We start from the raw sequence: 25,538 nt of genomic DNA on the forward strand, positions 1-25,538 counted from the left end.
CTCGCGAAGGCGGTGTGTCAGTCATCATCTACTCGACTGACACTCAGCCTTCGCGAGCAAGCCCGCTCCCACATTAATTTTGTGTCAGGCCTCAGGTTTTTTGATCAACCCATCCGCCCGAAACATCCCCCGAATCCCCCGCACCGCCTGGCGAATCCGGTCCTGGTTCTCGATCAGTGCAAAGCGCACGTGATCATCCCCATATTCCCCGAACCCCACCCCCGGCGAGACGCAGACCTTGGCCTCGGCCAACAGCTTCTTGGCAAATTCCAACGACCCCAGGTGCGCATAGGCATCGGGAATCTTGGCCCAGACGTACATCGACGCCTTCGGGTTTTCCACCATCCAGCCCAGCTCATGCAGGCCCTTGACCAGCACGTTGCGGCGCTGGCGGTACTGCTCGGCGATATCGCGCACGCATTGCTGGTCGCCTTCGAGGGCGGCGATGGCGGCGACTTGCAGCGGGGTGAAAGTGCCGTAGTCGTGGTAGCTCTTGATTCGCGCGAGGGCGCTGACCAGTTCCGGGTTGCCGACCATGAAGCCGATGCGCCAGCCGGCCATGTTGTAGCTCTTGGACAGGGTGAAAAATTCCACCGCGATGTCTTTCGCGCCGGGCACCTGCATGATCGACGGGGCTTTCCAGCCGTCATAGACGATGTCGGCATAGGCCAGGTCGTGGATCACCAGCACGTCGTACTGCTTGGCGAGGGCGATGACCCGCTCGAAAAAATCCAACTCCACGCATTGCGCGGTCGGGTTGGAAGGGAAGCCGAGGATCATCATCTTCGGCTTCGGGATCGAGCCGCGAATGGCCCGTTCCAGCTCATCGAAGAAATCCACGCCAGGCACCAGCGGCACCGAACGCACCTGGGCGCCGGCAATCACCGCGCCGTAGATGTGGATCGGATAGCTGGGGTTGGGCACCAGCACCGTGTCGCCCTGGTCCAGGGTGGCCAGCATCAAGTGCGCCAGGCCTTCCTTGGAACCGATGGTGACGATGGCTTCGCTTTCCGGGTCGATGTCGACTTCGTAGCGGTCCTTGTACCAGCGCGAAATGGCGCGGCGCAGGCGTGGGATGCCTTTGGACGTGGAGTAGCCGTGGGTGTCTTCACGCTGGGCGACGGTGACCAGTTTCTCCACGATGTGTGGGGGCGTGGCGCCGTCGGGGTTACCCATGCTCAAGTCGATGATGTCTTCGCCGCGCCGACGCGCAGCCATCTTCAGCTCGGCAGTGATATTGAATACGTACGGGGGGAGTCGATCGATGCGCGCAAAGCGGCGCGGCGAACCTTGTTCGGCCATTGTTGCCTCGAGATACGTGAGCGCCCGGAACCGTCCGAGCGACGTTGGCCACTGCGGTGGCCTGCGGCGCAAGATAATCGGGCTGATGTCAGATTGTCCAGTAGCCGCATCGAACTATTTTCGACGACACTGTTGCCCCGGCTGCGGTGCCACCGCCGGTCCGTGGATCGGTAAACACTGCACACCCAATCTTGATGGAACGAATGATGGAATTTTCCAGCGGCTTCCTGCTGAGCCTTTCGCTGTGCCTGGACATTGGCGTGGCCAATATCGCGATGATCACCCTGGCGATGCAACGCGGCTATTTCCAAGGCTTTGCCCTGGGCCTGGGCACCTGTGTAGGGGATTTGATCTACGCAGTCCTGGCGTTGGCCGGGATGACTGTGTTGTTGCAATACGACACGGTGCGCTGGGTGCTGTGGATTGGCGGCTCGGTCCTGTTGTTGTATTTCGCCGCGAAGATGGTTCATTCAGCGATCTACCATCATGCAGTGTTGGCCGAGGCCAGCGAAACTCGAGGCAACTCGCCACGCCAGGAGTTCTTTCGGGGAATCTTCCTCGCGATGTCATCTCCCAGTGCCATTCTCTGGTTCGCGGCGGTGGGCGGGACGCTGATTGCCCGCTCTGGTGGTGGCACTGTGCTCAGTTCGGCGTTGTTCCTGGGAGGATTTCTCAGCGCCGGGTTGCTTTGGAGCGCGGGCCTGTGCCTGGCGGCGACCCAAGGCGGAAAATTGTTAGGGGACAAGTTGCTGCGCTACTCCTATTGGGCTTCCGCGGCGATCTTCTGTTATTTCGCCGTTTACGTGATTGTTTCTGGCTACAACGAGTTTGTAGGAAAAAACGCTACGGCTATCCTGCCAGGACTTTGACAAGCGAAACGGTCTGGCAATCACGGTTTGGCTTCTATACTGCCAAGCCCGACTTCAAGTTTTCCGGAGTGTTGAAGCAATGGAAACGCAAAAACGCGTTAACGCAGGCGAGCCGCGCTTTGAACAGGGACGCTTTCAGCTGATCGCCGGTTTCGGCGCGCGTTTTACCCAGGACACTGCCCAGGACATCCCGCAGCTCTGGGAAAAATTCCTGCCTTGGCTCGGCAAGGTGCCGGGGCAGAAAGACGAAGTCACCTACGGGGTGTGCTGCAACCCGGACGGTCAAGGTGGCTTCGAATACATTGCCGGGGTGGAAATCAGCCGGCTCGACGACCTGCCCGAACAGTACCGCTGGATAGAGGTCCAGCCCGGGCCGTACGCGGTGTTCGAGCACAAGGGGCCGCTGAAAAACCTGCCGGACACCTTCCAATACATCTGGAAGGAATGGCTGCCTCGATCCGGCCACGAAGCGGCGGACGAGCCGGAATTCGAGCGCTACAGCGAAGACTTCAATCCCCGGACCGGCGAAGGCAGCCTGGAAATCTGGATTCCCCTCAAGCCAAAGTAACCCGCCCCATGCGTCCTCAGGCGCGAAGAGGATTATTCAATACAGGCTGGCCTGCACCCGCGCAGGTGTTTCACGGTCATAAGCCTCGGCATCGAACCCCTCATTCAAACGCTTGTGGATCGCTCCGGCGCTGGGAACTGCCGAGCGATCAAGGTAGCGCTCCGGATTCCACAGCTCTGAGCGCACGATAGCTTTGGAGCAATGAAAAAACGCCGCTTCGATCGCGATCAGCAATACCGTGCGAGGCAACTTCCCGTTGACAGCGAAGCGCTCGAGCAGCTCGGGTTCGACGCTGATGCGCGCGGTGCCGTTGACTCGCAACGTCTCACCGATTCCGGGGATGATGAACAGCAGGGACACCCGAGGGTCATGAAGGACGTTGCGTAGGGTGTCGATGCGGTTATTGCCCGGGCGGTCGGGGAGCGCCAGAGTGTGTTCGTCGAGGATCTGCACGAAACCCGGTGCGTCGCCACGGGGCGAACTGTCCAAGCCATCAGGCCCTGCCGAGCCGATGATCACCATTGGCGAGGCCCGGACCATCGCCTGGTAATCCTCGTTGAGAAAAGGGATCTGTTTGCGCACTGCCCGCTCATGGGGCTGGCCGTAGATCGCTTCCAGTTGTTCAATCGAGGTCAACATGGATCAGTCCTCCCGGCGGCTGATCCGCCTGGTTGAAACACCAACCCCATCCGCCGCTCATAACCGATGCGGCCCTTGTAGGCCTCTCCGCTGTCGACCCAGCCCAGCCGGGCGTAAAGGGCGATGGCCGAGTCGTTGTCGGCATCGACCGAAAGCTCCAATCCCTTGATTTCCGGCCACGCTGCCCGTGCCACGGCGGGGAGCGCTTGCAGGCAGGCCTTGCCGTAGCCTTTGCCCTGGGCACGATGGTCGACTTGCAAGGCGTGCAGAGTCGCGCTGTGTTCGTTGGCCCAGGCCGGCAACACGGGCGGACGCTTGAGCAACAGGAATGCCACCGGAACCTCGCCGGCCAGCAACGCGAAACCCTTGACCCCTGGGCCGGGCTTGGACAGCAGCGTGTGCAACGCGCCGTGGATGTCGCCGGAAAACTTGATTTGTCCGGGGTGGATTTCGATGGATTCGACCTGTTGCCGTTGCAGCGGGGTCAGGTCTTCATAAGGCACGAGCTGGGCGGTCATCAAAACGTCCGTTGTTTGCCGACAGAATGGACTCTGGATTCTAGCGAAATTTTTTCTTTGGATTATTTTTGTTTGGCTGTCGATTCGCCGTTTCTCCAAACGACAAAGGATGTCTCTAACAAAAAACTGCGGAGAACCACCATGAACACCCAAGCCACCGAAACCGAAATCCAGGCGCTGATCGACACCTATCGCCAGGCTGTCATGGCCAAGGACGTGGAAAAAGTCATGGCGCTCTACGACGACAACATTGTCTCGTTCGACGCCATCCAGGCCCTGCAATTCAAGGGCAAGGTCGCCTACCGGACCCACTGGGAGGCCTGCATGGAAATGTGCCCCGGCCCGCACAAGTTCGATTTCCATCAGGTGCAGATCACGCCAGCCGACAATATTGCGTTCGCCCACTGGCTGGCCTATTGCGGCGGCACCAACGACAAAGGCGAGGAGCAGGCTTGCTGGATGCGCGTAACGGCGTGCTACAAACGTTCCGCCGGGCAGTGGAAAATCGTCCATGAGCATTGGTCGGCGCCGTTCGATCCGATGGCCGGGACGGCGATTTTCGATCTGCAGCCCTGAGCGGCTGCGGTTCGCTTCTGCCATCCTTGTCGATCAGTCCGATCACGGAGTTTTCCATGAAGTATTTATGCCTGGTGTACAGCAACGAACAGGTTCTGCATAACTCGCCGGACAGTCCCGAGGACGCCGAATGCATGGCCTACGCCGAATCGATCCAGGGCAGCGGCCGGATGGTCGCGGCCGAAGCCCTGGAGTCGGTCCAAACCGCCACCACGGTGCGCATGCGCGGCGGCAAGTTGTCGATTACCGACGGCCCGTTCGCCGAAACCAAGGAGCAACTGGCGGGCTTCTATCTGATCGATGCCAAGGATCTGAACGAAGCTATCCAGGTCGCCGGCAACATACCGGCGGCCCGGGTTGGCTGCGTCGAGGTCCGGCCTGTGCGGCAATTGAATCCCTGAACGTTCATCCTCCACGGGAGCGCTTTCATGAGGCTTGAGCCTGTTTCCAGCCGAGCCATCAGGCCGGTGACCCAAGGCCTGTCCGCCTGATGCCCGCCGACGCGGTCAAGGCACGGGTCGAGCAGGTTTATCGCCAGGACTCGCGGCGAATCCTGGCGACCCTGATTCGCCTGCTGGGGGATTTCGACCTCGCTGAAGAAGCCCTGCACGAGGCCTTCTTTATCGCGGTCGAGCGCTGGCAGCGTGACGGTGTGCCCGATAAACCGCGGGCCTGGCTGGTATCGGCCGGACGCTTCAAGGCGATCGACAGCTTGCGTCGGCGGGCGCGCTTCGCCGCCTCGCAGCCGATGCTGATTGCCCAGCTTGAAGAACTGGAGCAAACCGAGTGGAGCGATGAAGACGTGGAAGACGATCGGCTGCGGCTGATTTTCACTTGTTGTCACCCGGCACTGGCAGCCGATGCGCAGGTGCCGTTGACCCTGCGTGAAGTCTGCGACCTGACCACCGAGGAAATCGCCCGGGCCTTCCTCGCCGCGCCAGCGACCATTGCCCAGCGCATCGTGCGGGCCAAGGCAAAGATTCGCGACGCGAAGATTCCCTATCAGGTGCCGTCCCGTACGGAGCTGCCTGAGCGGCTCGACAGTGTGCTTCGGGTCATTTACCTGGTGTTCAACGAGGGCTATTCGGCATCGATGGGCGCCGAATTGACCCGCGAAGACCTGACGCGCGAAGCCATCCGTTTGGCGCGCCTGTTGATGGAGTTGCTGCCCGAAGCCGAAGTCATGGGGTTGCTCGCATTGATGCTCTTGCACGAATCGCGGCGGCCGGCACGAACCTCAATGACCGGCGAGTTGGTTTTGCTGGACGAGCAGGACCGGTCGCTGTGGGATCGCGCCATGATCACCGAAGGCTGCGCCATGGTCGAGGCCGCGCTCAATACCCGGCGGTTCGGGCCTTATTGCCTGCAAGCGGCGATCGCTGCGGTGCACGCCGAAGCATCGACGGCGCAAGAGACCGACTGGCCGCAGATCGTCGGCCTCTACGACGTGCTCTTGCGCGCGGTGCCATCACCGGTGATCGAACTCAACCGGGCGGCTGCCCTGGCCAAGCGCGACGGGCCACAGGCGGGGCTGCAGCTGGTCGACGGGATATTGGGCCGGGGCGAATTGACCGACTATCACCTGGCCCATTCGGCGCGGGCGGAGTTCTGTCGGCAGTTGGGGCGGGTTGAAGAGGCGAGGGCGGCGTATCGACGTGCGCTTGAACTGACGCAGCAGTTGCCGGAACGGCGGTTTATCGAAGCCAGGCTTGCCGGGTTGCAATGAGGTGGCGCCGGGCACAGCCCCGTGGCGAGGGAGCTTGCTCCCGCTGGGTCGCGAAGCGGCCCCCGCGGTGTGCCAGTTAAATGAAAGGAGCTGCTGCGCAGCTCAGCGGGAGCAAGCTCCCTCGCCACGGGTTTTTGCTTATGTCCGTGCGCAGAAGGGCACTCAAACAAAAAAGGCGACCCGAAGGTCGCCTTTTTCAATCGTCCAACGTTGATCAGAACTCGTGATCAGCATTGTCCGGGTTCAGGTCGCTGATGCCCAGCTTGCCCGCGGCCTGTTCGATCGAACCGGTCTGCTTGACCAGGGCGGCGATGGCGTCGCGTACGATCTGGTTGCCCGCGGTGTTGCCAGCGGCGATCAGTTGGTCGTAGTGCTCACCCTTGTTGGCGTGATCGACCATGACCTGGATCTTGGCTTCGGTGTCGGCCAGGTCGGTCTTGAGCGCGGTGTCGGCGGCCGGGTCGGCCTTGGCCACGAGGGACGACAGGCTGGCGCCAGTCATCTTGGTGCCGTCGACGCGGGTGTATTCGCCCAGGTAGACGTTACGCACGCCCTTGGCATCGTAGAAGTGCGAGTTGTGGGTGTTGTCGCTGAAGCAGTCCTGTTCGTCTTCCGGGGAGTTGGCTTCCAGGGAGACTTTCATGCGCTCGCCCGCCAGTTCGCCCAAGGACAGGCTGCCCATGCCGAACAACATCTTGCGCAGGCCGGTTTCGGCAGGTTCGGCTTCCAGGGTGGCGCGGTAGTTGTCGGCCACGTTCGGCTTCCAGTTGCCGACCATTTCCTGCAGGTCGTTGACCAGCAATTGGGTCACGGACTTCAGGTAGGCACGACGACGGTCGTTGTGGCCGCCAGTGGCGCCGGCGCCTTCCAGGTAATCCGAGGCCGGGCGATTGCCGGCGCCAGGGCCGGTACCGTTGAGGTCTTGGCCCCACAGCAGGAATTCGATGGCGTGGTAACCGGTGGCAACGTTGGCCTCGGAACCACCCAGCTCGTTCAGGCTGGCGAGTTTTTCCGGGGTGATGTCCTTGACGTCGACCTTGTCTTCGCCAACCTGGACTTCGGTGTTGGCGATGATGTTGGCGGTGGCGCCCGGGTTGCCCAAGGCGTGTTCGTAGGATTTGTCGACGTAGTCGATCAGGCCTTCGTCCAGGGGCCATGCGTTCACTTGGCCTTCCCAGTCATCGATGATGGTGTTGCCGAAGCGGAACACTTCGCTCTGCAGGTAAGGCACGCGCGCGGCAACCCAGGCAGCCTTGGCGGCTTTCAGGGTGTCGGCATTCGGCTTGGCGAGGAAGGCGTCGACGGCGGTTTGCAGGGTCTTGGCGGTGGATTCGGCATCGCTGTAGACGGCATAGACGATGTCGGCGTAGTGCGCGACAACAGCCTTGGCTGCGGTTTCGTCGATCTTGCCAGCGGCAGCGGGGGCCGCCGGTGCAGCGGCGCTGGCGGCCGGCGTTGGCGCTTGCGGCGCGGCGGCCTTGTCTTTGCCTTCGCCGCAACCGGCGAGGGAAATGGCGATGGCCAACAGACTGGCGGTAGCCAGAGGCATACGAATCATGGCGTAGATCCTGCTTCGATGATGAGTGGGGCTGGCGCGAGGGTGCGCAAAAACTGCGACATAATGCGAAAGATTTGCATTATGTGTAAAGGGTGCGGCTGTAAATATTTCTTGTTTGATAATGCAGATCGCCGCCTTTCGGCGGCGTCTGTAGGCGCTGCCTCGCGAAGCGAGGCTGCGATCCTTTGATTGACCCTTGAATCCCAAGCGAACATCAAGGGATCGCAGGCTTCGCCAGCGCCTACAGGTGCATGGCAGCAGGGATCAGACGATGGAGGCCTTGATGCGCTCCGCCTGCTTCAGATAGAGGCCCAGCTCCCGGGCCGGCAGGGGTTTGCTGTAGTAGTAGCCCTGGCCTTCGTGGCAGCCCTCGGAAATGATGTAGGCCTCTTGCTCGATCGTTTCGACGCCTTCGGCAATGACCTGCATCCCCAGGCTTTTGCCCAACTGGATAATGGCGCGGACGATGGTCGCGTCGTCTTCGTCATCGAGCAGGTCCTGGACGAAACTCTTGTCGATCTTGATCTTGTCCAGCGGCAGGCTCTTGAGGTAACTCAGCGACGAATAACCGGTGCCGAAGTCATCAATGGCGATCAGCGCTCCGGAGCGACGCAGGCTCAGCAGATGCTGGGCAGCAGTGGTGATGTCTTCCATCAGGCCGGTCTCGGTGACTTCCAGTTCCAGGCTCCGTGGCGGCAAGCGGTACATCTGCAGGAAGTTGTTCACCACCCGTGGCAGCTCGGCGTGGTGCAACTGCACAGTGGACAGGTTCACCGCCATGCGCATGTCGACAAAGCCCTGGTCGTGCCACTCGCGCAATTGCTTGCAAGCCTGGTCCAGCACCCATTCGCCGATGGCGATGATGGTGCCGTTCTGCTCGGCCAGGGGAATGAACAGGTCCGGCGGCACCAGGCCGTGTTCGGGATGATGCCAGCGAATCAAGGCTTCGGTGCCCACCACGCGCAAGTCGCGGTAACTGATCTGCGGCTGGTACACCAGCGTGAACTGTCCACGGGCCAGGGCTTCGCGCAGGTCTTTTTCCAATTCGCGGCGCCGCCGCATCTCGCTGTCGACGCTGGCGATGTAGAACTGGTAGCGATTGCGCGAGCGGGTCTTGGCCAGGGTCATGGTCTGCTCGGCTTTCTGCAGCAGTTTCTCCGTGCTGTCACCGTCTTCGGGAAACAAGGTGATACCAATCGTGGCGCGCAGGCGGATCTCGTGATCATCGATCGCGAACGGCGCTTCCAGGTCGTCGAGGATACTCTGGGCCAGTTCGGCGGCCTCGTAGGGTTGCTCGATATCGGCCTGGACCAGGGCAAACTGGTCACCGCCCAATCGCGCCAGCGCGCCGAGACGCCCGCTGTGGGCGCGCAGTCGATCGGCCAGGGCCAAGAGCAACTGGTCGCCAGTCTGATAGGTGAATTGTTCATTGATGCTCTTGAAATCATCCAGCCCTACGCACAACACCGCTACGCGACGTTGCAGGCGCCCGGCGTCCACCAGGATCTTGTCCAATTGCTGCTGGAGTTGCTGGCGATTGGGCAGGCCGGTCAGGAAGTCGTACTGGGCCATGCGCAGCAGGCTGTTTTCTGCTTCATGGCGCAGGTGCGTGTTGCGCTCGATGGAGGCGAGTAACTGGTTGGCGGTATTGATCCACAGGCCCAGCTCATTGTGCTCGTGCCCCGGCAATTGCGGGATCTTGTGCGCGCTGGGGCGGTCGGGATTGATTTCGGTCAGGTGCTGGATAATCCGCGACAGGGGTTTGGTCAACAGCCAGTGATAAACCAGGTACAGCACCAGGCCCATCGCCAAGGCGCGCAGCATTCCGGAAGTAAAGATGATCACCGAACTGATGATGAAACCCTGGCCATAGGTGGCGGTGTCCAGGGTAATGCTGAGGTCGCCGTAATATTCGCTGTAGGGGCCACGACCCACCAACTGCGTGGTGAAGGTTCGTTCCTGGCCGAGAATCAGGTCGGTCAGCCAACGGCTTTTGGAATGCTGCAAAGGCCGGGTCTTTTCCGCGAGCATGGTTTCACCGGGGTGGCCGATGGACGCCATGCGCACGGCTTCGTCCCGGAACAGCCCTTCGATCACCTGCATGCCCATTTCCCGGTCCAGGCTGTAGACCGCCTGGGTAGAAGGATCGCGGAACATATCGAGGATGCGCTGGGCGTCGTCAGTAACGGCCTGGTTGGTTTTGTAGGCATCGAACACGATCTGGGCACAGCTCAAGATCATGCCAACGATCAATGCCGAGAGGAGCACGACCCGGAGCAACTTCACAGACAAGCTGTTCTTGAGTTCCAGCTTCAAAGAGAGATTCCTTGTTCCGTGCGGGTAGCGTCAAGTTGCCATGAGTATTGGCAATCCTGTGATGTCAGTCAAAGGGACAATCAAACACAAGGGTTTTCGCCTGAAACCTGGCCGTTATACGGTGTTTACAGAGTGATTACTCTACGACCATTGTTTCGGTTGGAAGGGCCTGCAACTTGAGGCCTGGCGGGATTTTTTCTTGGATTTCAGACGCGAGGTCATCTGCCCTGGGCGATTGTTGCTCGTTCACCGCGAAGCTTGTGGTGGGAGCGGGCTTGCTCGCGAAAGCGGAGTATCAGCCGACGGACAGGTTGCCTGCCACTCTGCCTTCGCGAGCAAGCCCGCTCCGACACAACAATCCAAGCGCCCCCCCAAAAAAAACGGCGCCTTCCCGTCGGGAAAGCGCCGTTTTTTATTGGCATCACAACTTACGCAGTAAAGGCCTTGCCTTCGAACTGCTCAGCCACGAACTTCCAGTTGACCAGGTTCCAGAACGCTTCGACGTACTTTGGACGAAGGTTGCGGTAGTCGATGTAGTAGGCGTGTTCCCAGACGTCGCAGGTCAGCAGCGGGGTGTCGCCGCTGGTCAGCGGGTTGCCGGCGCCGATGGTGCTGGCCAGGGCCAGGGAGCCGTCAGCTTTCTTCACCAGCCAGCCCCAGCCGGAACCGAAGGTGCCGATGGACGTCTTGCTGAATTCTTCCTTGAACTTGTCAAACGAACCGAAGGCGGCGTTGATGGCTTCAGCCAGGGCGCCGGTTGGTTGACCGCCGGCGTTTGGCGCCAGGCAGTTCCAGTAGAAGGTGTGGTTCCAGACCTGAGCGGCGTTGTTGAAGATACCGCCCGAGGAAGTCTTGACGATTTCTTCCAGGGTCTTGCCTTCGAACTCGGTGCCAGGCACCAGGTTGTTCAGGTTCACGACATAGGTGTTGTGGTGCTTGTCGTGGTGGTATTCCAGCGTTTCTTTGGAGATGTGTGGCGCCAGTGCGTCGTGTGGGTACGGCAGCGGCGGCAATTCGAAAGCCATGGTGATTCTCCTAATCAGGTCAGTTGCGGTGAGCGCAAGGCCGATCACGGGCGGCCAGACTAGCGCCAGCGAGTTTGTACTCTTTGGGCGCAGGAGTCGGATCATAGCACCGGGGGTGCGGCATAACCACGCAACAACTGTGTGGGATAGAGGTTCCAGAGCGGTTTGGAATATCAGCCCGAGACGATTAATTGCATCGCCACGGTGAACATCATCAGCGCCACCAGCAGGTCCAGGACGCGCCAGGTAGCGGGCCGGGCCAACCAGGGCGCCAACCACGCGGCACCGATGGCGAGAACGGAAAACCACAGCAGCGAGGCACTGGCCGCCCCCAGGACATACGCACCGGGCACGCTTTGCTGGGCGCCTAGGGAGCCGATCAGCAGCACGGTGTCGAGATAGACGTGAGGATTGAGCAACGTGACCGCCAACGCGCTGAGCAGCACCGTGCGCAATGAGCGCGCCGCCTGTTTCTCGTCCCGTTGCAGGCTTTGTTTCGAAAAGGCCCGGCGCAATGCCTGGCTGCCGTACCAGAGCAAGAATACGGCGCCCCCCCAGCGGGCGATCGACAGCAGCAGCGGGCTCTGGGCCAGCAGCGTTGCCAGCCCGAATACCCCGGCGGCCACCAACAGTGCATCGCAGGTCACGCAGAGCGCAGCCACGGGCAAGTGGTGCTCGCGGCGCAAGCTCTGGGCGAGGACGAAGGCATTCTGGGCGCCAATTGCCATGATCAACCCGAGGGCCACCAGCAGGCCGTTCACATAGCTTTGCCACATAAAGTATTTCTCCATCCAGGTTCGCAATGCTGGCCATTCTCCGGTTCGTCGAGTTATAAGAAAAACCAATCTTGCTGATTGCTCATTAGGAAAACTGATGTTCGACTACAAATTGCTTTCCGCCCTGGCGGCCGTGGTCGAGCAGGCCGGTTTCGAACGTGCCGCGCAGGTCCTGGGGTTGTCGCAATCGGCCATTTCCCAGCGGATCAAATTGCTCGAGGCGCGCGTTGGCCAGCCCGTACTGGTGCGCGCCACGCCGCCGGCACCGACCGAGATCGGCCGTCGCCTGCTCAACCATGTCCAGCAGGTCAGGTTGCTGGAGCGTGATCTGCAAAGCCTGGTGCCAGCGTTGGACGAGGAGGGACTACCCGAGCGCCTGCGGATTGCCTTGAATGCCGACAGTCTGGCGACGTGGTGGGCCGGCGCCGTGGGGACATTCTGCGCCGAACAGCATCTGTTGCTGGACTTGGTGGTAGAGGACCAGACCGTTGGCCTCAAGCGCATGCGTGCTGGCGAAGTGGCGGCTTGTGTTTGTGCCAGCGAGCGTCCCGTGGCGGGTGCCCGCAGCGTATTGCTGGGGGCCATGCGTTACCGTGCCCTTGCCAATCCGGCCTTCATCGCCCGGCATTTCCCCGATGGAGTGCGCGCCGATCAACTGGCTCGCGCGCCGGCCCTGGTGTTCGGCCCGGATGATTTCCTGCAGCACCGATACCTTGCGTCCCTCGGCGTCGAAGGGGGGTTCGAGCATCACCTGTGCCCTTCATCCGAAGGTTTCATTCGCCTTGCCGAGGCGGGGCTTGGCTGGGGGCTGGTGCCGGAATTACAGGTCCGTGAGCAACTGGAGCGGGGCGAACTGGTGGAGCTGGTGGCAGATAAACCGATCGATGTGCCGCTGTACTGGCATCATTGGCGCAATGGCGGGCAGTTGCTCGGCTTGTTGACCGAACAACTGGTTCGCGCGTCTGGGCAGTGGCTGGTGCCGTTGGGCTGATTCGCAGCGTCAGGATTGCACGCAATACGCAAAACCTTCTTCATCGGAGCACTACATGAAAATTCTCGTCACCGGCGCGAGCGGCTTCATCGGCGGACGCTTTGCGCGTTTCGCCCTGGAGCAAGGCCTGGATATCCGGGTCAACGGCCGCCGGGCCGAAAGCGTCGAGCACCTGGTGAGGCGCGGCGCCGAATTCATCCCAGGCGACCTGAGCGACCCGGAGCTGGCCCGTGAACTGTGTCGGGACGTTGATGCGGTGGTGCATTGCGCCGGCTCAGTGGGGCTGTGGGGCCGCTATCAGGATTTTCACTTGGGTAATGTCCAGCTCACCGAAAACGTTGTCGAGGCTTGCCTCAAGCAGAAGGTTCGGCGGATGGTGCACCTGTCGTCCCCGTCCATTTATTTCGATGGCCGTGACCACGTGGGACTGACGGAAGAACAAGTGCCCAAGCGCTTCAAGCATCCCTACGCCGCCACCAAATACCTGGCGGAACAGAAAGTCTTCGGCGCCCAGGAGTTCGGCCTGGAAGTGTTGGCGCTGCGGCCGCGCTTCGTCACCGGGGCCGGAGACATGAGCATTTTCCCGCGCCTGTTGAAAATGCAGCGCAAGGGTCGGCTGGCGATTGTCGGCAACGGACTGAACAAAGTGGATTTCACCAGCGTCCAGAACCTCAATGAAGCGCTGCTCAGCAGCCTGCTGGCCACGGATTCGGCGTTGGGCAAGGCCTACAACATCAGTAATGGGACGCCGGTGCCGCTGTGGGACGTGGTCAACTACGTCATGCGAAAAATGGAAGTCCCGCAGGTCAGGCGTTATCGGCCCTACGGGCTGGCCTACAGCCTCGGAGCCGTGAACGAAGGTTTGTGCGCGCTTTGGCCCGGTCGCCCCGAACCGACGGTGTCGCGCCTGGGCATGCAGGTCATGAACAGAAATTTCACCCTGGACATCAGTCGGGCCAGGCACTATCTCGATTACGATCCACAGGTCGGTTTGTGGACCGCCCTCGATGAATTTTGCGCCTGGTGGCGTGTCCAGGACGCCCGCTGATCGCCCCGTCGTGAACCGAGTGCCCGGTTCGGGGTCAATGGGTGCGGCGGGCGAGGGGGTTATACTCGCCACATCAAGCCATCCCCGGTTTCCCAAAGGTTAGACCCATGCCCATGCGTAACGATGCCAACGACGACTTCGATGATGTACCGAGCCTGCGGATGCGGGCCGACATTCCCGATGACGATGACTTCATGCCCAACCGCCAGCCCCACGTGCAAGCGCGTCCGGCGCCCGTTGCGGCCGCCAAGGTCAAGGGCCCGAGCACAGGGCCGTTGTGGGCACTGATCGGCGCGCTGCTGTGCGCCTTCGCGTTCCTGGCGTGGTGGAGCTTCCAGCAGATTTCCCTGATGGAACAGCAACTGGTGGCCACCCAGGAAAGCTTCGCCCGGATCAGCGAGGATGCGGCGGGGCGCTTGCAGGACATTTCCGGCAAGGTTGTCGCCGGCCAGTCAAATGTCATGAGCGACAGTGAAGCCTTGAAACTGCAGATCAAGCAGTTGGACAACAAGCTGCAGGAGCAGGGCCGGCAATTCGAAAGCCGGTTGCAGGAGGTGAACAAGCCGCAGCAAGGCGCGTTCGGTCCGTCCGATGACCTGGGCAAGGAACTGGCCCAGATCATTACCCAGGCCAGCGCACAGGAAAACGCCACCGCTCAGTTGCAGGCGGCCAACAAAGAACTCCAAGCCCAGCTCAAGACGCTGACGGCTGAAGTGACTGCCCTGAAGAACCAAGGCGAGGGCGGTGCCCTGGATGCCCAGCTCAAGAGCATCGGTGCCGACATCACGGCCCTGAAGCGAGCCACTTCCAACTCGGCCATCGAGCGCCTGGAGCAGGACATGGTCGTGCTCAAGAGCCAGCAGGACAACCGTTCGGGCAACACCGCCGAATTCGATGCGTTCCGTGGCCAGGTCACCCGCAACATCAACACGCTGCAATCGCAGATTCAGTACCTGCAGCAGCAACTGAGCGCTCGGTCCCAATAAGCCTGGGTAGCTCTTGGCCAGCGCCTACCCCGTAGGCGCTGGCGAAGGCTGCGATCTTTTGATCTTCAGGTCTTTCGCTCAAAACTCAATTGTCAGGGAAAAGATCGCAGCCTCGTTGCACTCGGCAGCTCCTACTCACCCCACGCCGTCTACGCTCTTGAAACACCAACAAGAACGAGGACGCGCGCATGGGGTTTATTCGAAGGCTGGCCGGGCTGGCCGCACTGCTGATATTGGTCCAGGCCCAGGCCGCCGCACCGGACGACGGCCAGGCCGCCCGGGCATTGTTGGAAAAGGCCCTGGCCTACTACCACGACAACGGTGACAAAGCGTTCGCCGCGTTCAGCCGCCAGGGCGAATTCGTCGACAAGGACCGCTACGTATTCGTGGTCGATACCCAAGGCGTAATGCTTGCCAGCGGCGGTCCTTCGTCAGCGTTGATCGGTCGCGACGTTTCCGAGGTGCTGGGACCTGACCTGCGTAAGGCCTTCAAAGAGGCGCTGAAAACCCCCGAGGCCAGCGGTATCCAGCAGGCTGACTATCGTTGGCAGAACTGGGCGGACGGCAAGGTCGAGCGCAAGCATGTGTATTTCCAGCGGGTCGGCGAGCGAATCCTCGCGGTTGGCTACTACCTGCCAAGGGCCTCCGCCGAACAGGCGAGGGCGTTGTTGGACAAGGCGGCGGGTGATTTGCTGAAGAACGAGAAAGGCACGCTGATGGCGATCAACTCGCTCAAGGGCGGCTACCTTCAGGACGACTTGTATGTATTTGTCGTTGACCTCGATACCCGTCGCTATGTTGGGCACGGCACCAACCTGCGGTTGATCAATACCGATTTCGCCAAGATCAAGGATCCGGACGGCAAGCCTGTGGGCGAGCCGATCCTGGCCATGATCGGCAAGCAGGACGCTGGGGAATATGAGTATCGCTGGAAGAATCCGGTGACGGGGAGGGTTGAGAACAAGCATGCGTATTTGAAGAAGGCGGGACATTTCCTGGTGGCGGTGGGGTATTACAGTCCTTGAGTTTCTAACATGAGACTCGTGACTGTTGGAGAACCCCTGTGGGAGCGGCGTACGCAAGACCAGTGGCTGTTGATAAGCCAGTGTGGGAGCGAGCTTGCTCGCGAAGGCGGCAGCACAGTCGATGAAGGTGCTGGACGTGCCGGCCTCTTCGCGGGCAAGCCCGCTCCCACAGGTGAAAACAGAACCAGGTCAGCTTTAAGGCCGAAGATACGGATATACACCCATAACCCAGCCGAAAATCACCCGGCCACCAACACCCGAATCGCCTCCAACCGCAACGCCGCCTTCTCCAGCATCGCCAACCCCTGCTCACGTTGCCGGCGCAGTGCCTCCAGCTCACTGTCCCGAACAGTAGGGTTAACCGCTTGCAGCGCGGTCAAGCGGGCCAGTTCTTCCTCGGTATCAGCCGCCAGGCGACGTTGAGCCTCGGCCACGCGTTCGGCGTGACGCGGGGTGATCTTCTCTTCGCCGGCATTGATCCGCGGCGCGAGCTGGTCACGCTGGGCCTGGATGAACTTGTTGGCGCTGGCGCGAGGCACGCTTTCGAGCTGGTCGTTCAAGGTCTCGAACGAGACCCGGGCCGCCAGGTCGTTGCCGTTCGCGTCCAACAGGCAGCGCAAGGCGGCCGGTGGCAGGTAGCGGCCCAGTTGCAGCGAGCGCGGGGCAACCACTTCGCTGACGTACAGCAGTTCCAGCAGCACGGTGCCGGGCTTGAGCGCCTTGTTCTTGATCAGCGCCACGGCGGTGTTGCCCATGGAGCCGGACAGCACCAGGTCCATGCCGCCTTGCACCATCGGATGCTCCCAGGTGATGAACTGCATGTCTTCGCGAGACAGCGCCTGGTTGCGGTCATAGGTGATGGTCACGCCTTCGTCGTCGCCCAGCGGGAAACTGGCGTCGAGCATTTTTTCGCTCGGCTTGAGGATCAGCGCGTTGTCGGAGTGGTCCTCGCTGTCGATGCCGAAGGCGTCGAACAGGGTCTCCATGTAGATCGGCAGGGCGAACTGGTCGTCCTGTTCGAGAATCGCTTCGACCAGCGCGTCACCTTCGCCTGCGCCGCCGGAGTTGAGCTCCAGCAGGCGGTCGCGACCGGTGTGCAGCTCGGCTTCCAGGCGCTCGCGCTCGGCGCGGGCCTCATCGATCAGCGCTTGCCAGTCGCCATCGTCGGCTTCTTCCAGCAACGGCAACAGGCGCGGACCGAACTGATGCTGCAAGGCGTTGCCGGTCGGGCAGGTGTTGAGGAAGGCATTCAGCGCTTCGTGATACCACTGGAACAGCCGCGCTTGCGGGCTGGTTTCCAGGTAGGGCACGTGCAGCTCGATGGTGTGTTTCTGGCCGATCCGATCCAGGCGGCCGATCCGCTGCTCCAACAGGTCCGGGTGCGACGGCAGGTCGAACAGGACCAAGTGGTGAGCGAATTGGAAGTTGCGGCCTTCGCTGCCGATTTCCGAACAGATCAGCACTTGCGCGCCGAACTCTTCATCGGCGAAGTAGGCGGCGGCACGGTCACGCTCGAGGATATTCATGCCTTCGTGGAAAACCGTGGCCGGAATGCCGGAGCGCACGCGCAGGGCGTCCTCCAGGTCCATGGCGGTTTCCGCGTGGGCGCAGATCACCAGGACCTTGGTGCGCTTGAGCATTTTCAGTTGGTCGATCAGCCACTCGACGCGCGGGTCGAATTTCCACCAGCGCTCTTCTTCGCTGGCGTCCGGCTGGGCCTGGAAGCTGACTTCCGGGTACAGCTCGGCGTGATCGCCCAACGGCAGTTCGAGGTATTCGTCCGGGCACGGCAGTGGATAGGCGTGCAGCTTGCGCTCGGGGAAGCCTTGTACGGCGGCGCGGGTATTGCGGAACAGCACGCGGCCGGTGCCGTGGCGGTCCAGCAGCTCGCGAACCAGGCGGGCGCTGGCTTCGATGTCGCCATCGTTGACGGCGGTCAGCAGTGCTTCGCCTTCGTTACCCAGGAAACCCTGGATGGTCTTGTGGGCTTGGGGCGAGAGTCGACCTTTGTCCAGCAGCTCCTGGACGGCCTCGGCCACCGGGCGATAGTTTTCGCTTTCGGCGCGGAAGGCCTGCAGGTCATGGAAACGATTCGGGTCAAGCAGGCGCAGGCGGGCGAAGTGACTGTCCTGGCCGAGTTGCTCCGGGGTCGCGGTGAGCAGCAACACGCCGGGGATGGTTTCGGCCAGCTGCTCCACCAGCGCATATTGCGGGCTGACGTGATCTTCATGCCACACCAGGTGGTGGGCTTCGTCGACGACCATCAGATCCCAACCCGCGGCAAACAGCGCGTCCTGGGCTTTCTCGTCTTCCACCAGCCATTCCAGTGCCACCAACGCCAGTTGGGTGTCTTCGAACGGGTTGCTGGCATCACTTTCGATGAAACGCTCTTCGTCGAACAGCGCCACCTGCAGATTGAAGCGCCGACGCATTTCAACCAGCCATTGGTGCTGGAGGTTTTCCGGCACCAGGATCAGGATGCGGTTGGCACGGCCGGAGAGCAGTTGCCGATGAATGATCAGTCCGGCTTCGATGGTCTTGCCCAGGCCCACTTCGTCCGCCAGCAACACGCGCGGCGCGATGCGGTCGGCCACTTCGCGGGCGATGTGCAGTTGATGGGCAATCGGCTGGGCACGTACGCCACCCAGGCCCCATAGCGGGGACTGCAATTGGCGGCTGGTGTGTTCCAGCGTGTGGTAGCGCAGGGAGAACCACGCCAGGGGATCGATCTGGCCGGCGAACAGGCGGTCGCTGGCCAGGCGGAACTGGATGAAGTTCGACAGTTGGGTTTCCGGCAGCGTGACGACTTCGTTCTGTGCGTTGAGGCCGTGATAGACCAGCAGCCCGTCGACGTCATCGACTTCGCGCACGGTCATTTTCCAGCCTTCGAAGTGAGTGATCACGTCACCCGGCGAAAACCGCACGCGAGTGAGGGGCGCATTCCGTAGCGCGTACTGGCGAGTGTCGCCAGTGGCCGGATAGAGCACGGTCAACAAGCGGCCGTCCTGTGCCAGAACGGTGCCTAAACCCAGCTCGGCTTCGCTGTCACTGATCCAGCGTTGCCCCGGTTGATACTGCTGCGCCATGCTGCCTGACTCCCGCCTTGAAAAAGCCGGCTATCTTAACGGAATGCTCCGTCAGACCAAAGGATTTACGCACGCATGCAGCCTTCGCGGCGACTTGTCATCCAGTGATCCAAGGGAACTTAAGCGGGCTCGGTGATCAAACAAGCTTGTGTCCTGCCGGGGCGTAATGCCAACCAGGTCACAAGTTTCGGACCAGCGGTTCAAGCCGCACCTCCCTTGGCCGACAACCTGAAGACAGGAGACCTTTATGTTGCCACCCATGCTCCCTTTGAGCGCCGTACCCATCACCGCTCAACAGGATCCGGTTCGCCAGCGACCGGACATACCGCCCGTGGTCCCGGTGCAACAGAGCTCCAACGAAAGCACCATCGACCTGCAGAACCGCGATCCGGAAGAGGCCGCGCTGCTATTGCGCGAGGAACAGCAGCGCCAGCAGGAGCGCAACCGGCGCCGCCGTGAAGCGGATGAGGATCCCGAGGAGCACCTGGCGGTCCCCGGCACGGAACTGAACGCCGATAACACCGTTCCGGTTGTCCCGCTGGTGGAGGGGGAATCGCGCCAGGGCCTGTGGGTCGATATCCAGATCTGATGCGGGCTTTGCCAATATGGCCGACAGCCCGCATCATGGGCGCATCGCCATTCACTGCACGATGCCGTACGCCATGAGCCAAGACGACAAACTGATCGACTTCAGTGCTGAACGCGCCAAGCGCGTCCATGACCTCAACGAAAAGCGCCTCAATGAAGTTCGCCAGGCATTCGAACAGGCGATGCCTTTGGGCAAGGCGAAGAAAAAGCCGAAAAACAAACCGAAAAAGCGCTGACACCCCCTCGATCCATTGATGCAGATCAGTTATTTCCCCCTCTTCGCGCCCCGTTGCGGGCGTTATTGACGCCGGTCAATTTTCATCCAGGCCTGATTGGTTAACTTGAACCCATCGCAACAGGGACAAGACCAGGAGGCCAGTCATGTTTATCGATAATGTGGTGTTTGCCGGTGTATTGACGGTTGGCCTCATGTTCGTGTTTTTCGCAGGTTTCGGATTATTCATCTGGAAAGACGCTCACAAGCGCAAAAAGCCGTAGGTCTTTCCAGCGACAACGAGCACGCAAGGCATTTTGGGCGACTTCGGTCGCCCTTTTTTTTGTGCGCATTTTTTCTAGGGCAACGCTAAATCAGTGTGGGAGCGGGCTTGCTCGCGAATGCGGCATGTCAGCCACTGCATCGCTAACTGACCCGCCGCCTTCGCGAGCAAGCCCGCTCCCACAGTTGTCAGGTGTGCGGGCATAAAAAAAGGTGCGAACCGCAAGGAACGCACCTTTTCTTGTGAGCCGCTGGAATCAGCTGCCCAAGGCCTTGGACGCCAGCCAGAACAGCCCGGCCGACAGGGCGACTGTCGCTGGCAGGGTCAGCACCCAGGCCAGGAGGATGTTGCGCACGGTGCCACCTTGCAGGCCGCTCTTGTTGGCGACCATGGTGCCCGCCACGCCGGAAGACAGCACGTGGGTGGTGGAAACCGGCAAGCTGAAGATGTTCGCCGCGCCAATCATGCAGGCGGTGGTGATCTGCGCCGACATGCCTTGGGCATAGGTCATGCCTTGCTTGCCGATCTTCTCGCCAATGGTCAGTACCACGCGTTTCCAGCCGACCATGGTGCCCAGGCCGAGTGCCAGGGCAACCGCCAGGATCACCCAGAACGGGGCGTATTCAGTGGTGGCGGTCAGGTCCTTGCGCAGCTTGTTCAGGTCGTCTTTCTCGCGGGCCGCCAGGCCTGGCAACTTGCCGACCTTCTTCGCCGTGTCGTCCAGGCAAAGCAGGTAGCGACGAACCTCGATGCGTCTTTCCGACGGCAGCGAGTGGTAGTCCGCCACGCCTTTGAGGGTGTCGAGCAGGGCGTTGATCGTCGGTTCGGTCTGTTGCGGGTTGCAACGGAATTTCTCCGGCAGATCACCTTCGACGCTTTTGCCCAGCGCCAGGAACTCACCGAGGGAGTCGCTGTTGCGCGTGTAGAACTGGCTCAGGTGCAGGGTCGCATCACGAGTACGCTCGATCTGGTAGGTGGTGCTGGTCAGGTCGAGTACGAACTGCGCCGGCACGATACCGATCAGCACCAGCATGATCAGGCCGATACCTTTTTGGCCATCGTTGGAACCGTGGACAAAGCTGACCGCCATGGCCGAGATCACCAGGACCAGGCGATTCCAGAACGGCGGGTGCTTCTTGTCGTCGATCTTGCGACGCTGCTCTGGCGTCTTGTGCATCTTCGACAATGGACGCCACCACTTCAGGCCAATCAACACCAGGGCGGCGATGAGGAAGCCGGCCATGGGCGAGAACACCAGGGAAGCGCCGATATCGATCGCCTTCTGCCAGTTCACCCCGTCGGCCAACGGGATATCGTTGATCAGCGCATTGGCCAGGCCGACGCCGAGGATCGAACCGATCAGCGTGTGGGAGCTGGACGCTGGAATACCGAAGTACCAGGTGCCCAGGTTCCAGGTGATGGCCGCTGCGAGCAGCGAGAACACCATGGCCAGCCCGTGTCCGGTGTTCACATTGATCAGCAGTTCCACCGGCAGCAAGTGAACGATGGCATACGCCACCCCCACGCCGCCCAGCAGCACGCCGAGGAAATTGAACACACCGGAAAAGAACACCGCCAGGTGAGGTGGCATGGCTTTGGTGTAGATAACAGTGGCAACCGCGTTAGCGGTGTCATGAAAGCCGTTGATGAACTCGAAGGCGAGGACAAAAGCCAGGGCGAGCAAGAGGCTCACAAGCACCCAAGCATCCAGTCCGCTGAATAAATCGATCATGAAGGTTTTCTGACCCGGGAATAAGGGGGCGCGATTATGCCAGAAAACCTCGGTAATCGATGCACTGCCTGCTCATCGGTCACATTCTTCTACGAAATAATCGGGAGGAAACCGTGCGTGGCATGGTTTTGCCGGGGAGCTGCAAGCCTTTGTTTACAAGGCAGAAAGCCCTGCGGACACGCTTCTCCTCGGGGTAGGAAGGGGCCTGAAAATGTGTATGAAATATCTGGAAGAGAGGTCGGTCGTGAACGCCCCCAACCGGCGGTGGCGAAAATGGCGGCCCGCTTTTGGCGGGCGCTTGACGACGAGGGCCGGCCAGGGTGGCGACCGGATACCGTCCACAGAAAACATCAAGCCCGGAGGTTAGCTCTCTTCGGCCTTGAGTTCCTTTTCCATCTTCTGAAGTTCCTGGCTGAACGCCTGATCCTGGACGGTGGCGCGTTTACGCCACGGTTTGCGTTCCGGTTCAGGTTGCGCGGCGTAGGTGGTGATCTCCCCGCCGTAAACTTCCTTGTAACGTTGTTCCTGGCGCTCAAGTTCCGCGCGCAGTTCGTCTTTCGTCACAGTGTTACCTAATTAATTAATTGAATCTGGTGATACGCACTGCATGGGAACATGCAGACGGCCACGGCACCAGAGCTGAGCTGACGTAGCATCAGGGCTTCGTGTTGTTGCCGATACAGGGGAAGCGGCCACAGGTGCTTCAGGCACCGGCAGGCGACACAACAGCGATGAACTGTCGTGCCTGCGGACGGTAAGGTCGATGGGCCTCGCCGTCACTGAAACGCATTATAGCGGTCCGTTGGGAGAACTCTATCGGTAAAGATAAAACCGCTGGTTGTTTGTGTGAATCAATATTTGTATGGACTACTAGTTGTGTCAACAGACGTATTTCCCTAACTGTCGATATCCTGACGTCATTGTTGGCGACAAGTTCAATTTTCGAGTGGGGACATGTCCATTGCCGGCCGCTTTCGAAAGCGCTGTGCGGGTCAATCGGGACATGGATTCATCATCACTTGATTGCGATTATCGATCGGCGGTTCGATAATCGAACGGTGTCGGCGATCCGTCCTTGTGCGTCTGCCGGCCCGCCAGTTGTAATAGCCGATATTCCGCAGAGGATCCGACATGAACGACCAATTGCGCAACGCTTTCACCTCAGTCGCGCCGCCGATCGTTGCCTCGCCTGCCAAGCGGATCCAGGCGTTGACTGGCGATCCGGATTTCATGACGTCGCTGGCCCGCGGCCTGGCCGTGGTCCAGGCATTCCAGGAGCGCAAGCGGCACCTGACCATCGCCCAGATCAGCCACCGCACGGAAATCCCCCGCGCCGCGGTCAGACGTTGCCTGCATACCTTGATCAAGCTCGGCTACGCCACCACCGACGGACGTACCTATTCGTTGCTGCCCAAGGTGCTGACCCTGGGTCACGCCTATCTGTCGTCGACACCGTTGGCCGTGTCCGCCCAGCCGTACCTGGACCGCATGAGCGAGCAGCTGCACGAGGCCTGCAACATGGCGACGCTCGAAGGTGACGACATCCTCTATATCGCCCGCTCGGCCACCACCCAGCGGCTGATTTCCGTGGATCTGTCCGTGGGCGGCCGTCTGCCGGCGTATTGCACATCGATGGGCAGGATCCTGTTGGCTGCCCTGGACGATGCGTCGTTGCGCGATTACCTGGACCACGCCGACTTGCAGGCCAAGACCAGCCGGACGTTGCATACACCCGAGGCGTTGCTCGAATGCCTGCAGCAGGTTCGGCAACAAGGCTGGTGCATCGTCGACCAGGAACTGGAGCAAGGCCTGCGCTCGATCGCCGTGCCGGTGTATGACGCATCGGGCCAGGTGGTCGCGGCGCTGAATGTCAGTACCCACGCGGGTCGGGTCAGCCGCAACGAGTTGGAGCAACGCTTCCTGCCGGGCCTGCTGGGAGCCAGCCGGGACCTCAGCGCGCAATTGTTCAGTTAAGTGTTCAGGCTAAGTTGTTCGATAAACGCACACAGTCGGCCGGGATGAATTGACGGTATTTGCCTGGTCTCATTAATGTCGCGCAGCGTCATCTGGCGTCCCTTGCGTGGAATAAAAATAAAATGAACCAGCCCCAGACTTCCGTAGGCACTTGCCTTGATGTGCAGTCCTTCATCAACGCTCAACCGATTTCGCGCTATCAGTGGCGCGTGGTCATTCTCTGTTTCCTGATTGTTTTCCTCGACGGCCTCGATACGGCGGCCATGGGCTTCATCGCGCCGGCCCTGTCCCAGGACTGGGGCATCGACCGGGCCAGCCTTGGACCGGTGATGAGTGCCGCGCTGATCGGCATGGTCTTCGGCGCGTTGGGTTCCGGGCCCCTGGCGGACCGCTTCGGGCGCAAGGTCGTGCTGGTCGGGGCCGTCGCCCTGTTCGGCGCATTCAGCCTGGCTTCCGCCTACAGCACCAATGTCGACCAATTGCTGGTGCTGCGTTTCCTGACGGGCCTGGGCCTGGGCGCTGGCATGCCGAACGCCACGACGCTGCTCTCCGAGTACACGCCGGAGCGCAAGAAGTCGCTGCTGGTGACGAGCATGTTCTGTGGCTTCAACCTCGGCATGGCTGGCGGCGGGTTCATTTCGGCCAAGTTGATCCCGGCATTCGGCTGGCACAGCCTGTTGATGATCGGCGGAATCCTGCCACTGATCCTGGCGGTGGTGCTGTTGTTCTGGTTGCCCGAGTCGGCGCGTTACCTGGTGGTGCGGAACCGTGGCACGGACAAAGTGCGCAAGACCTTGGCGCCGATTGATCCTTCGACTATTGCCCGGGCATCCAGCTTCAGTGTGCCGGAACAGAAAACCGTGAAGGCGCGCAACGTGCTGGCGGTGATTTTCTCCGGGACCTACAGCGCTGGCACTTTGTTGTTGTGGCTGACGTATTTCATGGGGCTGGTGATTGTCTATCTCCTGACCAGTTGGCTACCGACCCTGATGCGTGACAGTGGCGCGAGCATGGAACAGGCCGCGTTTATCGGTGCGCTGTTTCAATTCGGCGGCGTCTTGAGCGCGGTCGGCGTGGGGTGGGCGATGGACCGGTTCAATCCGCACAAGGTCATCGGCATTTTCTATCTGATGGCCGGGCTGTTTGCCTACGCGGTAGGGCAGAGCCTGGGCAACATCACCTTGCTCGCCACCCTGGTGTTGGTGGCCGGCATGTGCGTAAACGGCGCGCAATCGGCGATGCCTTCCCTGGCGGCGCGCTTCTATCCGACCCAGGGCCGGGCCACCGGGGTTTCCTGGATGCTGGGCATCGGTCGGTTCGGGGCGATCCTTGGCGCCTGGATGGGCGCGACGTTGTTGGGCCTGGGCTGGAACTTCGAGCAGGTCCTGACGGCGTTGGTCATTCCTGCGGCCCTGGCGACCACGGCGGTGGTGATCAAGGGCATGGTCAGCCATGCGGATGCGACCTGAGTTTTTCCGAGCCTGAATCCTCACCCGTGGCGAGGGAGCTTGCTCCCGCTGGGGCGCGAAGCGGCCCTGATTTTTTTGGGCTGCTACGCAGCCCAGCGGGAGCAAGCTCCCTCGCCACAGTCCCGCGTGTTTCCGATGGCAGGGGAAATCGATAGCCAAACAACAATCTGTTCGATAAACGAACACTCAGTCGATTATCGGATTGTTTTGCCGTCATCCCGAAGCTTAATCTTCAGTCACTCCGGCGCTTGACCTCGCGCCTTTTTCTT

General features: G+C 60.9%; 24 protein-coding genes. 14 read left to right on the forward strand and 10 right to left on the reverse strand.

What is annotated here, in order from left to right; translation table 11 throughout:
- Positions 1–84: 84 nt before the first annotated feature.
- Positions 85–1,302, reverse strand: a complete 1,218-nt coding sequence (gene alaC, locus JMN22_RS26040; protein ID WP_030139333.1) for an alanine transaminase — start codon at positions 1,300–1,302, stop codon at positions 85–87.
- 206 nt (positions 1,303–1,508) lie between these two features.
- Here alaC and JMN22_RS26045 point away from each other — a divergent pair, with 206 nt between their 5' ends.
- Both JMN22_RS26045 and JMN22_RS26050 read left to right on the forward strand, forming a co-directional pair.
- A complete protein-coding gene (locus JMN22_RS26045; RefSeq protein WP_030139332.1) occupies positions 1,509–2,171 on the forward strand; it encodes a LysE family translocator in 663 nt (220 codons plus the stop codon).
- Between the two features lie 79 nt (positions 2,172–2,250).
- Positions 2,251–2,739 carry a GyrI-like domain-containing protein gene (locus JMN22_RS26050; protein ID WP_030139331.1) on the forward strand — a complete coding sequence of 163 codons (489 nt, stop codon included), beginning with the start codon at positions 2,251–2,253 and terminating at the stop codon, positions 2,737–2,739.
- Positions 2,740–2,775: 36 nt separating this feature from the next.
- Here the strand turns inward: JMN22_RS26050 and JMN22_RS26055 are convergent, their stop codons facing one another.
- Positions 2,776–3,378: a pyridoxamine 5'-phosphate oxidase family protein gene (locus tag JMN22_RS26055; protein WP_030139330.1), complete on the reverse strand. Its 603-nt coding sequence runs from the start codon at positions 3,376–3,378 to the stop codon at positions 2,776–2,778.
- A complete protein-coding gene (locus JMN22_RS26060) occupies positions 3,372–3,896 on the reverse strand; it encodes a GNAT family N-acetyltransferase (protein ID WP_198798230.1) in 525 nt (174 codons plus the stop codon). Before JMN22_RS26060 ends, JMN22_RS26055 begins: the two co-directional genes overlap by 7 nt.
- Before the next feature lie 141 nt (positions 3,897–4,037).
- Here JMN22_RS26060 and JMN22_RS26065 point away from each other — a divergent pair, with 141 nt between their 5' ends.
- The 3 genes from JMN22_RS26065 to JMN22_RS26075 all read left to right on the forward strand — a co-directional run bounded on the left by JMN22_RS26065 (position 4,038) and on the right by JMN22_RS26075 (position 6,198).
- Positions 4,038–4,472, forward strand: coding sequence for a YybH family protein (locus JMN22_RS26065; RefSeq protein ID WP_030139328.1), 435 nt, complete (start codon positions 4,038–4,040; stop codon positions 4,470–4,472).
- A gap of 56 nt (positions 4,473–4,528) precedes the next feature.
- On the forward strand, positions 4,529–4,873 hold the full coding sequence (locus JMN22_RS26070; protein ID WP_030139327.1) for a YciI family protein: 345 nt from the start codon (positions 4,529–4,531) through the stop codon (positions 4,871–4,873).
- Positions 4,874–4,962: 89 nt separating this feature from the next.
- Positions 4,963–6,198, forward strand: a complete 1,236-nt coding sequence (locus JMN22_RS26075; RefSeq protein ID WP_198798229.1) for an RNA polymerase sigma factor — start codon at positions 4,963–4,965, stop codon at positions 6,196–6,198.
- Between the two features lie 214 nt (positions 6,199–6,412).
- Here JMN22_RS26075 and JMN22_RS26080 read toward each other — a convergent pair whose 3' ends face one another.
- The 4 genes from JMN22_RS26080 to JMN22_RS26095 form a co-directional block, all read right to left on the reverse strand.
- Positions 6,413–7,756 carry an imelysin family protein gene (locus tag JMN22_RS26080; RefSeq protein ID WP_030139325.1) on the reverse strand — a complete coding sequence of 448 codons (1,344 nt, stop codon included), beginning with the start codon at positions 7,754–7,756 and terminating at the stop codon, positions 6,413–6,415.
- Between the two features lie 264 nt (positions 7,757–8,020).
- Complete coding sequence (locus JMN22_RS26085; RefSeq protein ID WP_198798228.1) at positions 8,021–10,072, reverse strand: putative bifunctional diguanylate cyclase/phosphodiesterase; 2,052 nt, start codon at positions 10,070–10,072, stop codon at positions 8,021–8,023.
- A gap of 428 nt (positions 10,073–10,500) precedes the next feature.
- On the reverse strand, positions 10,501–11,097 hold the full coding sequence (locus JMN22_RS26090) for a superoxide dismutase (protein WP_030139323.1): 597 nt from the start codon (positions 11,095–11,097) through the stop codon (positions 10,501–10,503).
- A 173-nt stretch (positions 11,098–11,270) separates the two neighbouring features.
- The gene (locus tag JMN22_RS26095) at positions 11,271–11,873 is read right to left on the reverse strand and encodes a LysE/ArgO family amino acid transporter (RefSeq protein WP_198798227.1); all 603 of its coding nucleotides are present in this window, start codon (positions 11,871–11,873) and stop codon (positions 11,271–11,273) included.
- A gap of 97 nt (positions 11,874–11,970) precedes the next feature.
- Between JMN22_RS26095 and JMN22_RS26100 the strand changes: the two genes are divergently transcribed.
- From JMN22_RS26100 to JMN22_RS26115, 4 genes are all read left to right on the forward strand, one after another.
- Positions 11,971–12,864: a LysR family transcriptional regulator ArgP gene (locus JMN22_RS26100; protein ID WP_030139321.1), complete on the forward strand. Its 894-nt coding sequence runs from the start codon at positions 11,971–11,973 to the stop codon at positions 12,862–12,864.
- 55 nt (positions 12,865–12,919) lie between these two features.
- Positions 12,920–13,912: an NAD-dependent epimerase/dehydratase family protein gene (locus JMN22_RS26105; protein ID WP_198798226.1), complete on the forward strand. Its 993-nt coding sequence runs from the start codon at positions 12,920–12,922 to the stop codon at positions 13,910–13,912.
- A 107-nt stretch (positions 13,913–14,019) separates the two neighbouring features.
- A complete protein-coding gene (locus JMN22_RS26110; RefSeq protein WP_030139319.1) occupies positions 14,020–14,898 on the forward strand; it encodes a hypothetical protein in 879 nt (292 codons plus the stop codon).
- A gap of 188 nt (positions 14,899–15,086) precedes the next feature.
- Positions 15,087–15,923: a cache domain-containing protein gene (locus JMN22_RS26115; protein ID WP_198798225.1), complete on the forward strand. Its 837-nt coding sequence runs from the start codon at positions 15,087–15,089 to the stop codon at positions 15,921–15,923.
- Positions 15,924–16,162: 239 nt separating this feature from the next.
- Here the strand turns inward: JMN22_RS26115 and rapA are convergent, their stop codons facing one another.
- On the reverse strand, positions 16,163–19,009 hold the full coding sequence (rapA, locus tag JMN22_RS26120; RefSeq protein WP_198798224.1) for an RNA polymerase-associated protein RapA: 2,847 nt from the start codon (positions 19,007–19,009) through the stop codon (positions 16,163–16,165).
- Between the two features lie 247 nt (positions 19,010–19,256).
- On the opposite strand from rapA, the gene JMN22_RS26125 reads away from it, so the two are divergent.
- From JMN22_RS26125 to ccoM, 3 genes are all read left to right on the forward strand, one after another.
- Positions 19,257–19,598, forward strand: coding sequence for a hypothetical protein (locus JMN22_RS26125; protein ID WP_030139316.1), 342 nt, complete (start codon positions 19,257–19,259; stop codon positions 19,596–19,598).
- A 16-nt stretch (positions 19,599–19,614) separates the two neighbouring features.
- The gene (locus JMN22_RS26130) at positions 19,615–19,833 is read left to right on the forward strand and encodes a hypothetical protein (RefSeq protein ID WP_033864460.1); all 219 of its coding nucleotides are present in this window, start codon (positions 19,615–19,617) and stop codon (positions 19,831–19,833) included.
- Positions 19,834–19,978: 145 nt separating this feature from the next.
- A complete protein-coding gene (gene ccoM, locus JMN22_RS26745) occupies positions 19,979–20,095 on the forward strand; it encodes a cytochrome c oxidase subunit CcoM (RefSeq protein WP_030139315.1) in 117 nt (38 codons plus the stop codon).
- A gap of 255 nt (positions 20,096–20,350) precedes the next feature.
- Here ccoM and JMN22_RS26135 read toward each other — a convergent pair whose 3' ends face one another.
- Positions 20,351–21,826: an inorganic phosphate transporter gene (locus JMN22_RS26135; protein WP_198798223.1), complete on the reverse strand. Its 1,476-nt coding sequence runs from the start codon at positions 21,824–21,826 to the stop codon at positions 20,351–20,353.
- A gap of 363 nt (positions 21,827–22,189) precedes the next feature.
- Positions 22,190–22,390 carry a hypothetical protein gene (locus tag JMN22_RS26140; protein WP_030142302.1) on the reverse strand — a complete coding sequence of 67 codons (201 nt, stop codon included), beginning with the start codon at positions 22,388–22,390 and terminating at the stop codon, positions 22,190–22,192.
- A 567-nt stretch (positions 22,391–22,957) separates the two neighbouring features.
- Here JMN22_RS26140 and pcaR point away from each other — a divergent pair.
- Entirely contained in the window at positions 22,958–23,800 is an 843-nt protein-coding gene (gene pcaR / locus JMN22_RS26145; protein ID WP_030142301.1) for a pca regulon transcriptional regulator PcaR, read from the forward strand.
- A 122-nt stretch (positions 23,801–23,922) separates the two neighbouring features.
- Complete coding sequence (locus tag JMN22_RS26150) at positions 23,923–25,269, forward strand: MFS transporter (protein ID WP_030142300.1); 1,347 nt, start codon at positions 23,923–23,925, stop codon at positions 25,267–25,269.
- Positions 25,270–25,538 lie beyond the last annotated feature (269 nt).

The organism is Pseudomonas sp. HB05, from assembly GCF_016756915.1.
Taxonomy (GTDB): Bacteria; Pseudomonadota; Gammaproteobacteria; order Pseudomonadales; family Pseudomonadaceae; genus Aquipseudomonas; species Aquipseudomonas alvandae.

Bases quoted from the DNA above. Each gene is read 5' to 3' on its own strand.
- alaC (WP_030139333.1), bottom strand. From the start codon at position 1,302: ATGGCCGAACAAGGTTCGCCGCGCCGCTTTGCGCGCATCGATCGACTC.
- JMN22_RS26045 (WP_030139332.1), top strand. From the start codon at position 1,509: ATGGAATTTTCCAGCGGCTTCCTGCTGAGCCTTTCGCTGTGCCTGGAC.
- JMN22_RS26050 (WP_030139331.1), top strand. From the start codon at position 2,251: ATGGAAACGCAAAAACGCGTTAACGCAGGCGAGCCGCGCTTTGAACAG.
- JMN22_RS26055 (WP_030139330.1), bottom strand. From the start codon at position 3,378: ATGTTGACCTCGATTGAACAACTGGAAGCGATCTACGGCCAGCCCCAT.
- JMN22_RS26060 (WP_198798230.1), bottom strand. From the start codon at position 3,896: ATGACCGCCCAGCTCGTGCCTTATGAAGACCTGACCCCGCTGCAACGG.
- JMN22_RS26065 (WP_030139328.1), top strand. From the start codon at position 4,038: ATGAACACCCAAGCCACCGAAACCGAAATCCAGGCGCTGATCGACACC.
- JMN22_RS26070 (WP_030139327.1), top strand. From the start codon at position 4,529: ATGAAGTATTTATGCCTGGTGTACAGCAACGAACAGGTTCTGCATAAC.
- JMN22_RS26075 (WP_198798229.1), top strand. From the start codon at position 4,963: ATGCCCGCCGACGCGGTCAAGGCACGGGTCGAGCAGGTTTATCGCCAG.
- JMN22_RS26080 (WP_030139325.1), bottom strand. From the start codon at position 7,756: ATGATTCGTATGCCTCTGGCTACCGCCAGTCTGTTGGCCATCGCCATT.
- JMN22_RS26090 (WP_030139323.1), bottom strand. From the start codon at position 11,097: ATGGCTTTCGAATTGCCGCCGCTGCCGTACCCACACGACGCACTGGCG.
- JMN22_RS26095 (WP_198798227.1), bottom strand. From the start codon at position 11,873: ATGTGGCAAAGCTATGTGAACGGCCTGCTGGTGGCCCTCGGGTTGATC.
- JMN22_RS26100 (WP_030139321.1), top strand. From the start codon at position 11,971: ATGTTCGACTACAAATTGCTTTCCGCCCTGGCGGCCGTGGTCGAGCAG.
- JMN22_RS26105 (WP_198798226.1), top strand. From the start codon at position 12,920: ATGAAAATTCTCGTCACCGGCGCGAGCGGCTTCATCGGCGGACGCTTT.
- JMN22_RS26110 (WP_030139319.1), top strand. From the start codon at position 14,020: ATGCCCATGCGTAACGATGCCAACGACGACTTCGATGATGTACCGAGC.
- JMN22_RS26115 (WP_198798225.1), top strand. From the start codon at position 15,087: ATGGGGTTTATTCGAAGGCTGGCCGGGCTGGCCGCACTGCTGATATTG.
- rapA (WP_198798224.1), bottom strand. From the start codon at position 19,009: ATGGCGCAGCAGTATCAACCGGGGCAACGCTGGATCAGTGACAGCGAA.
- JMN22_RS26125 (WP_030139316.1), top strand. From the start codon at position 19,257: ATGTTGCCACCCATGCTCCCTTTGAGCGCCGTACCCATCACCGCTCAA.
- JMN22_RS26130 (WP_033864460.1), top strand. From the start codon at position 19,615: ATGGCCGACAGCCCGCATCATGGGCGCATCGCCATTCACTGCACGATG.
- ccoM (WP_030139315.1), top strand. From the start codon at position 19,979: ATGTTTATCGATAATGTGGTGTTTGCCGGTGTATTGACGGTTGGCCTC.
- JMN22_RS26135 (WP_198798223.1), bottom strand. From the start codon at position 21,826: ATGATCGATTTATTCAGCGGACTGGATGCTTGGGTGCTTGTGAGCCTC.
- pcaR (WP_030142301.1), top strand. From the start codon at position 22,958: ATGAACGACCAATTGCGCAACGCTTTCACCTCAGTCGCGCCGCCGATC.
- JMN22_RS26150 (WP_030142300.1), top strand. From the start codon at position 23,923: ATGAACCAGCCCCAGACTTCCGTAGGCACTTGCCTTGATGTGCAGTCC.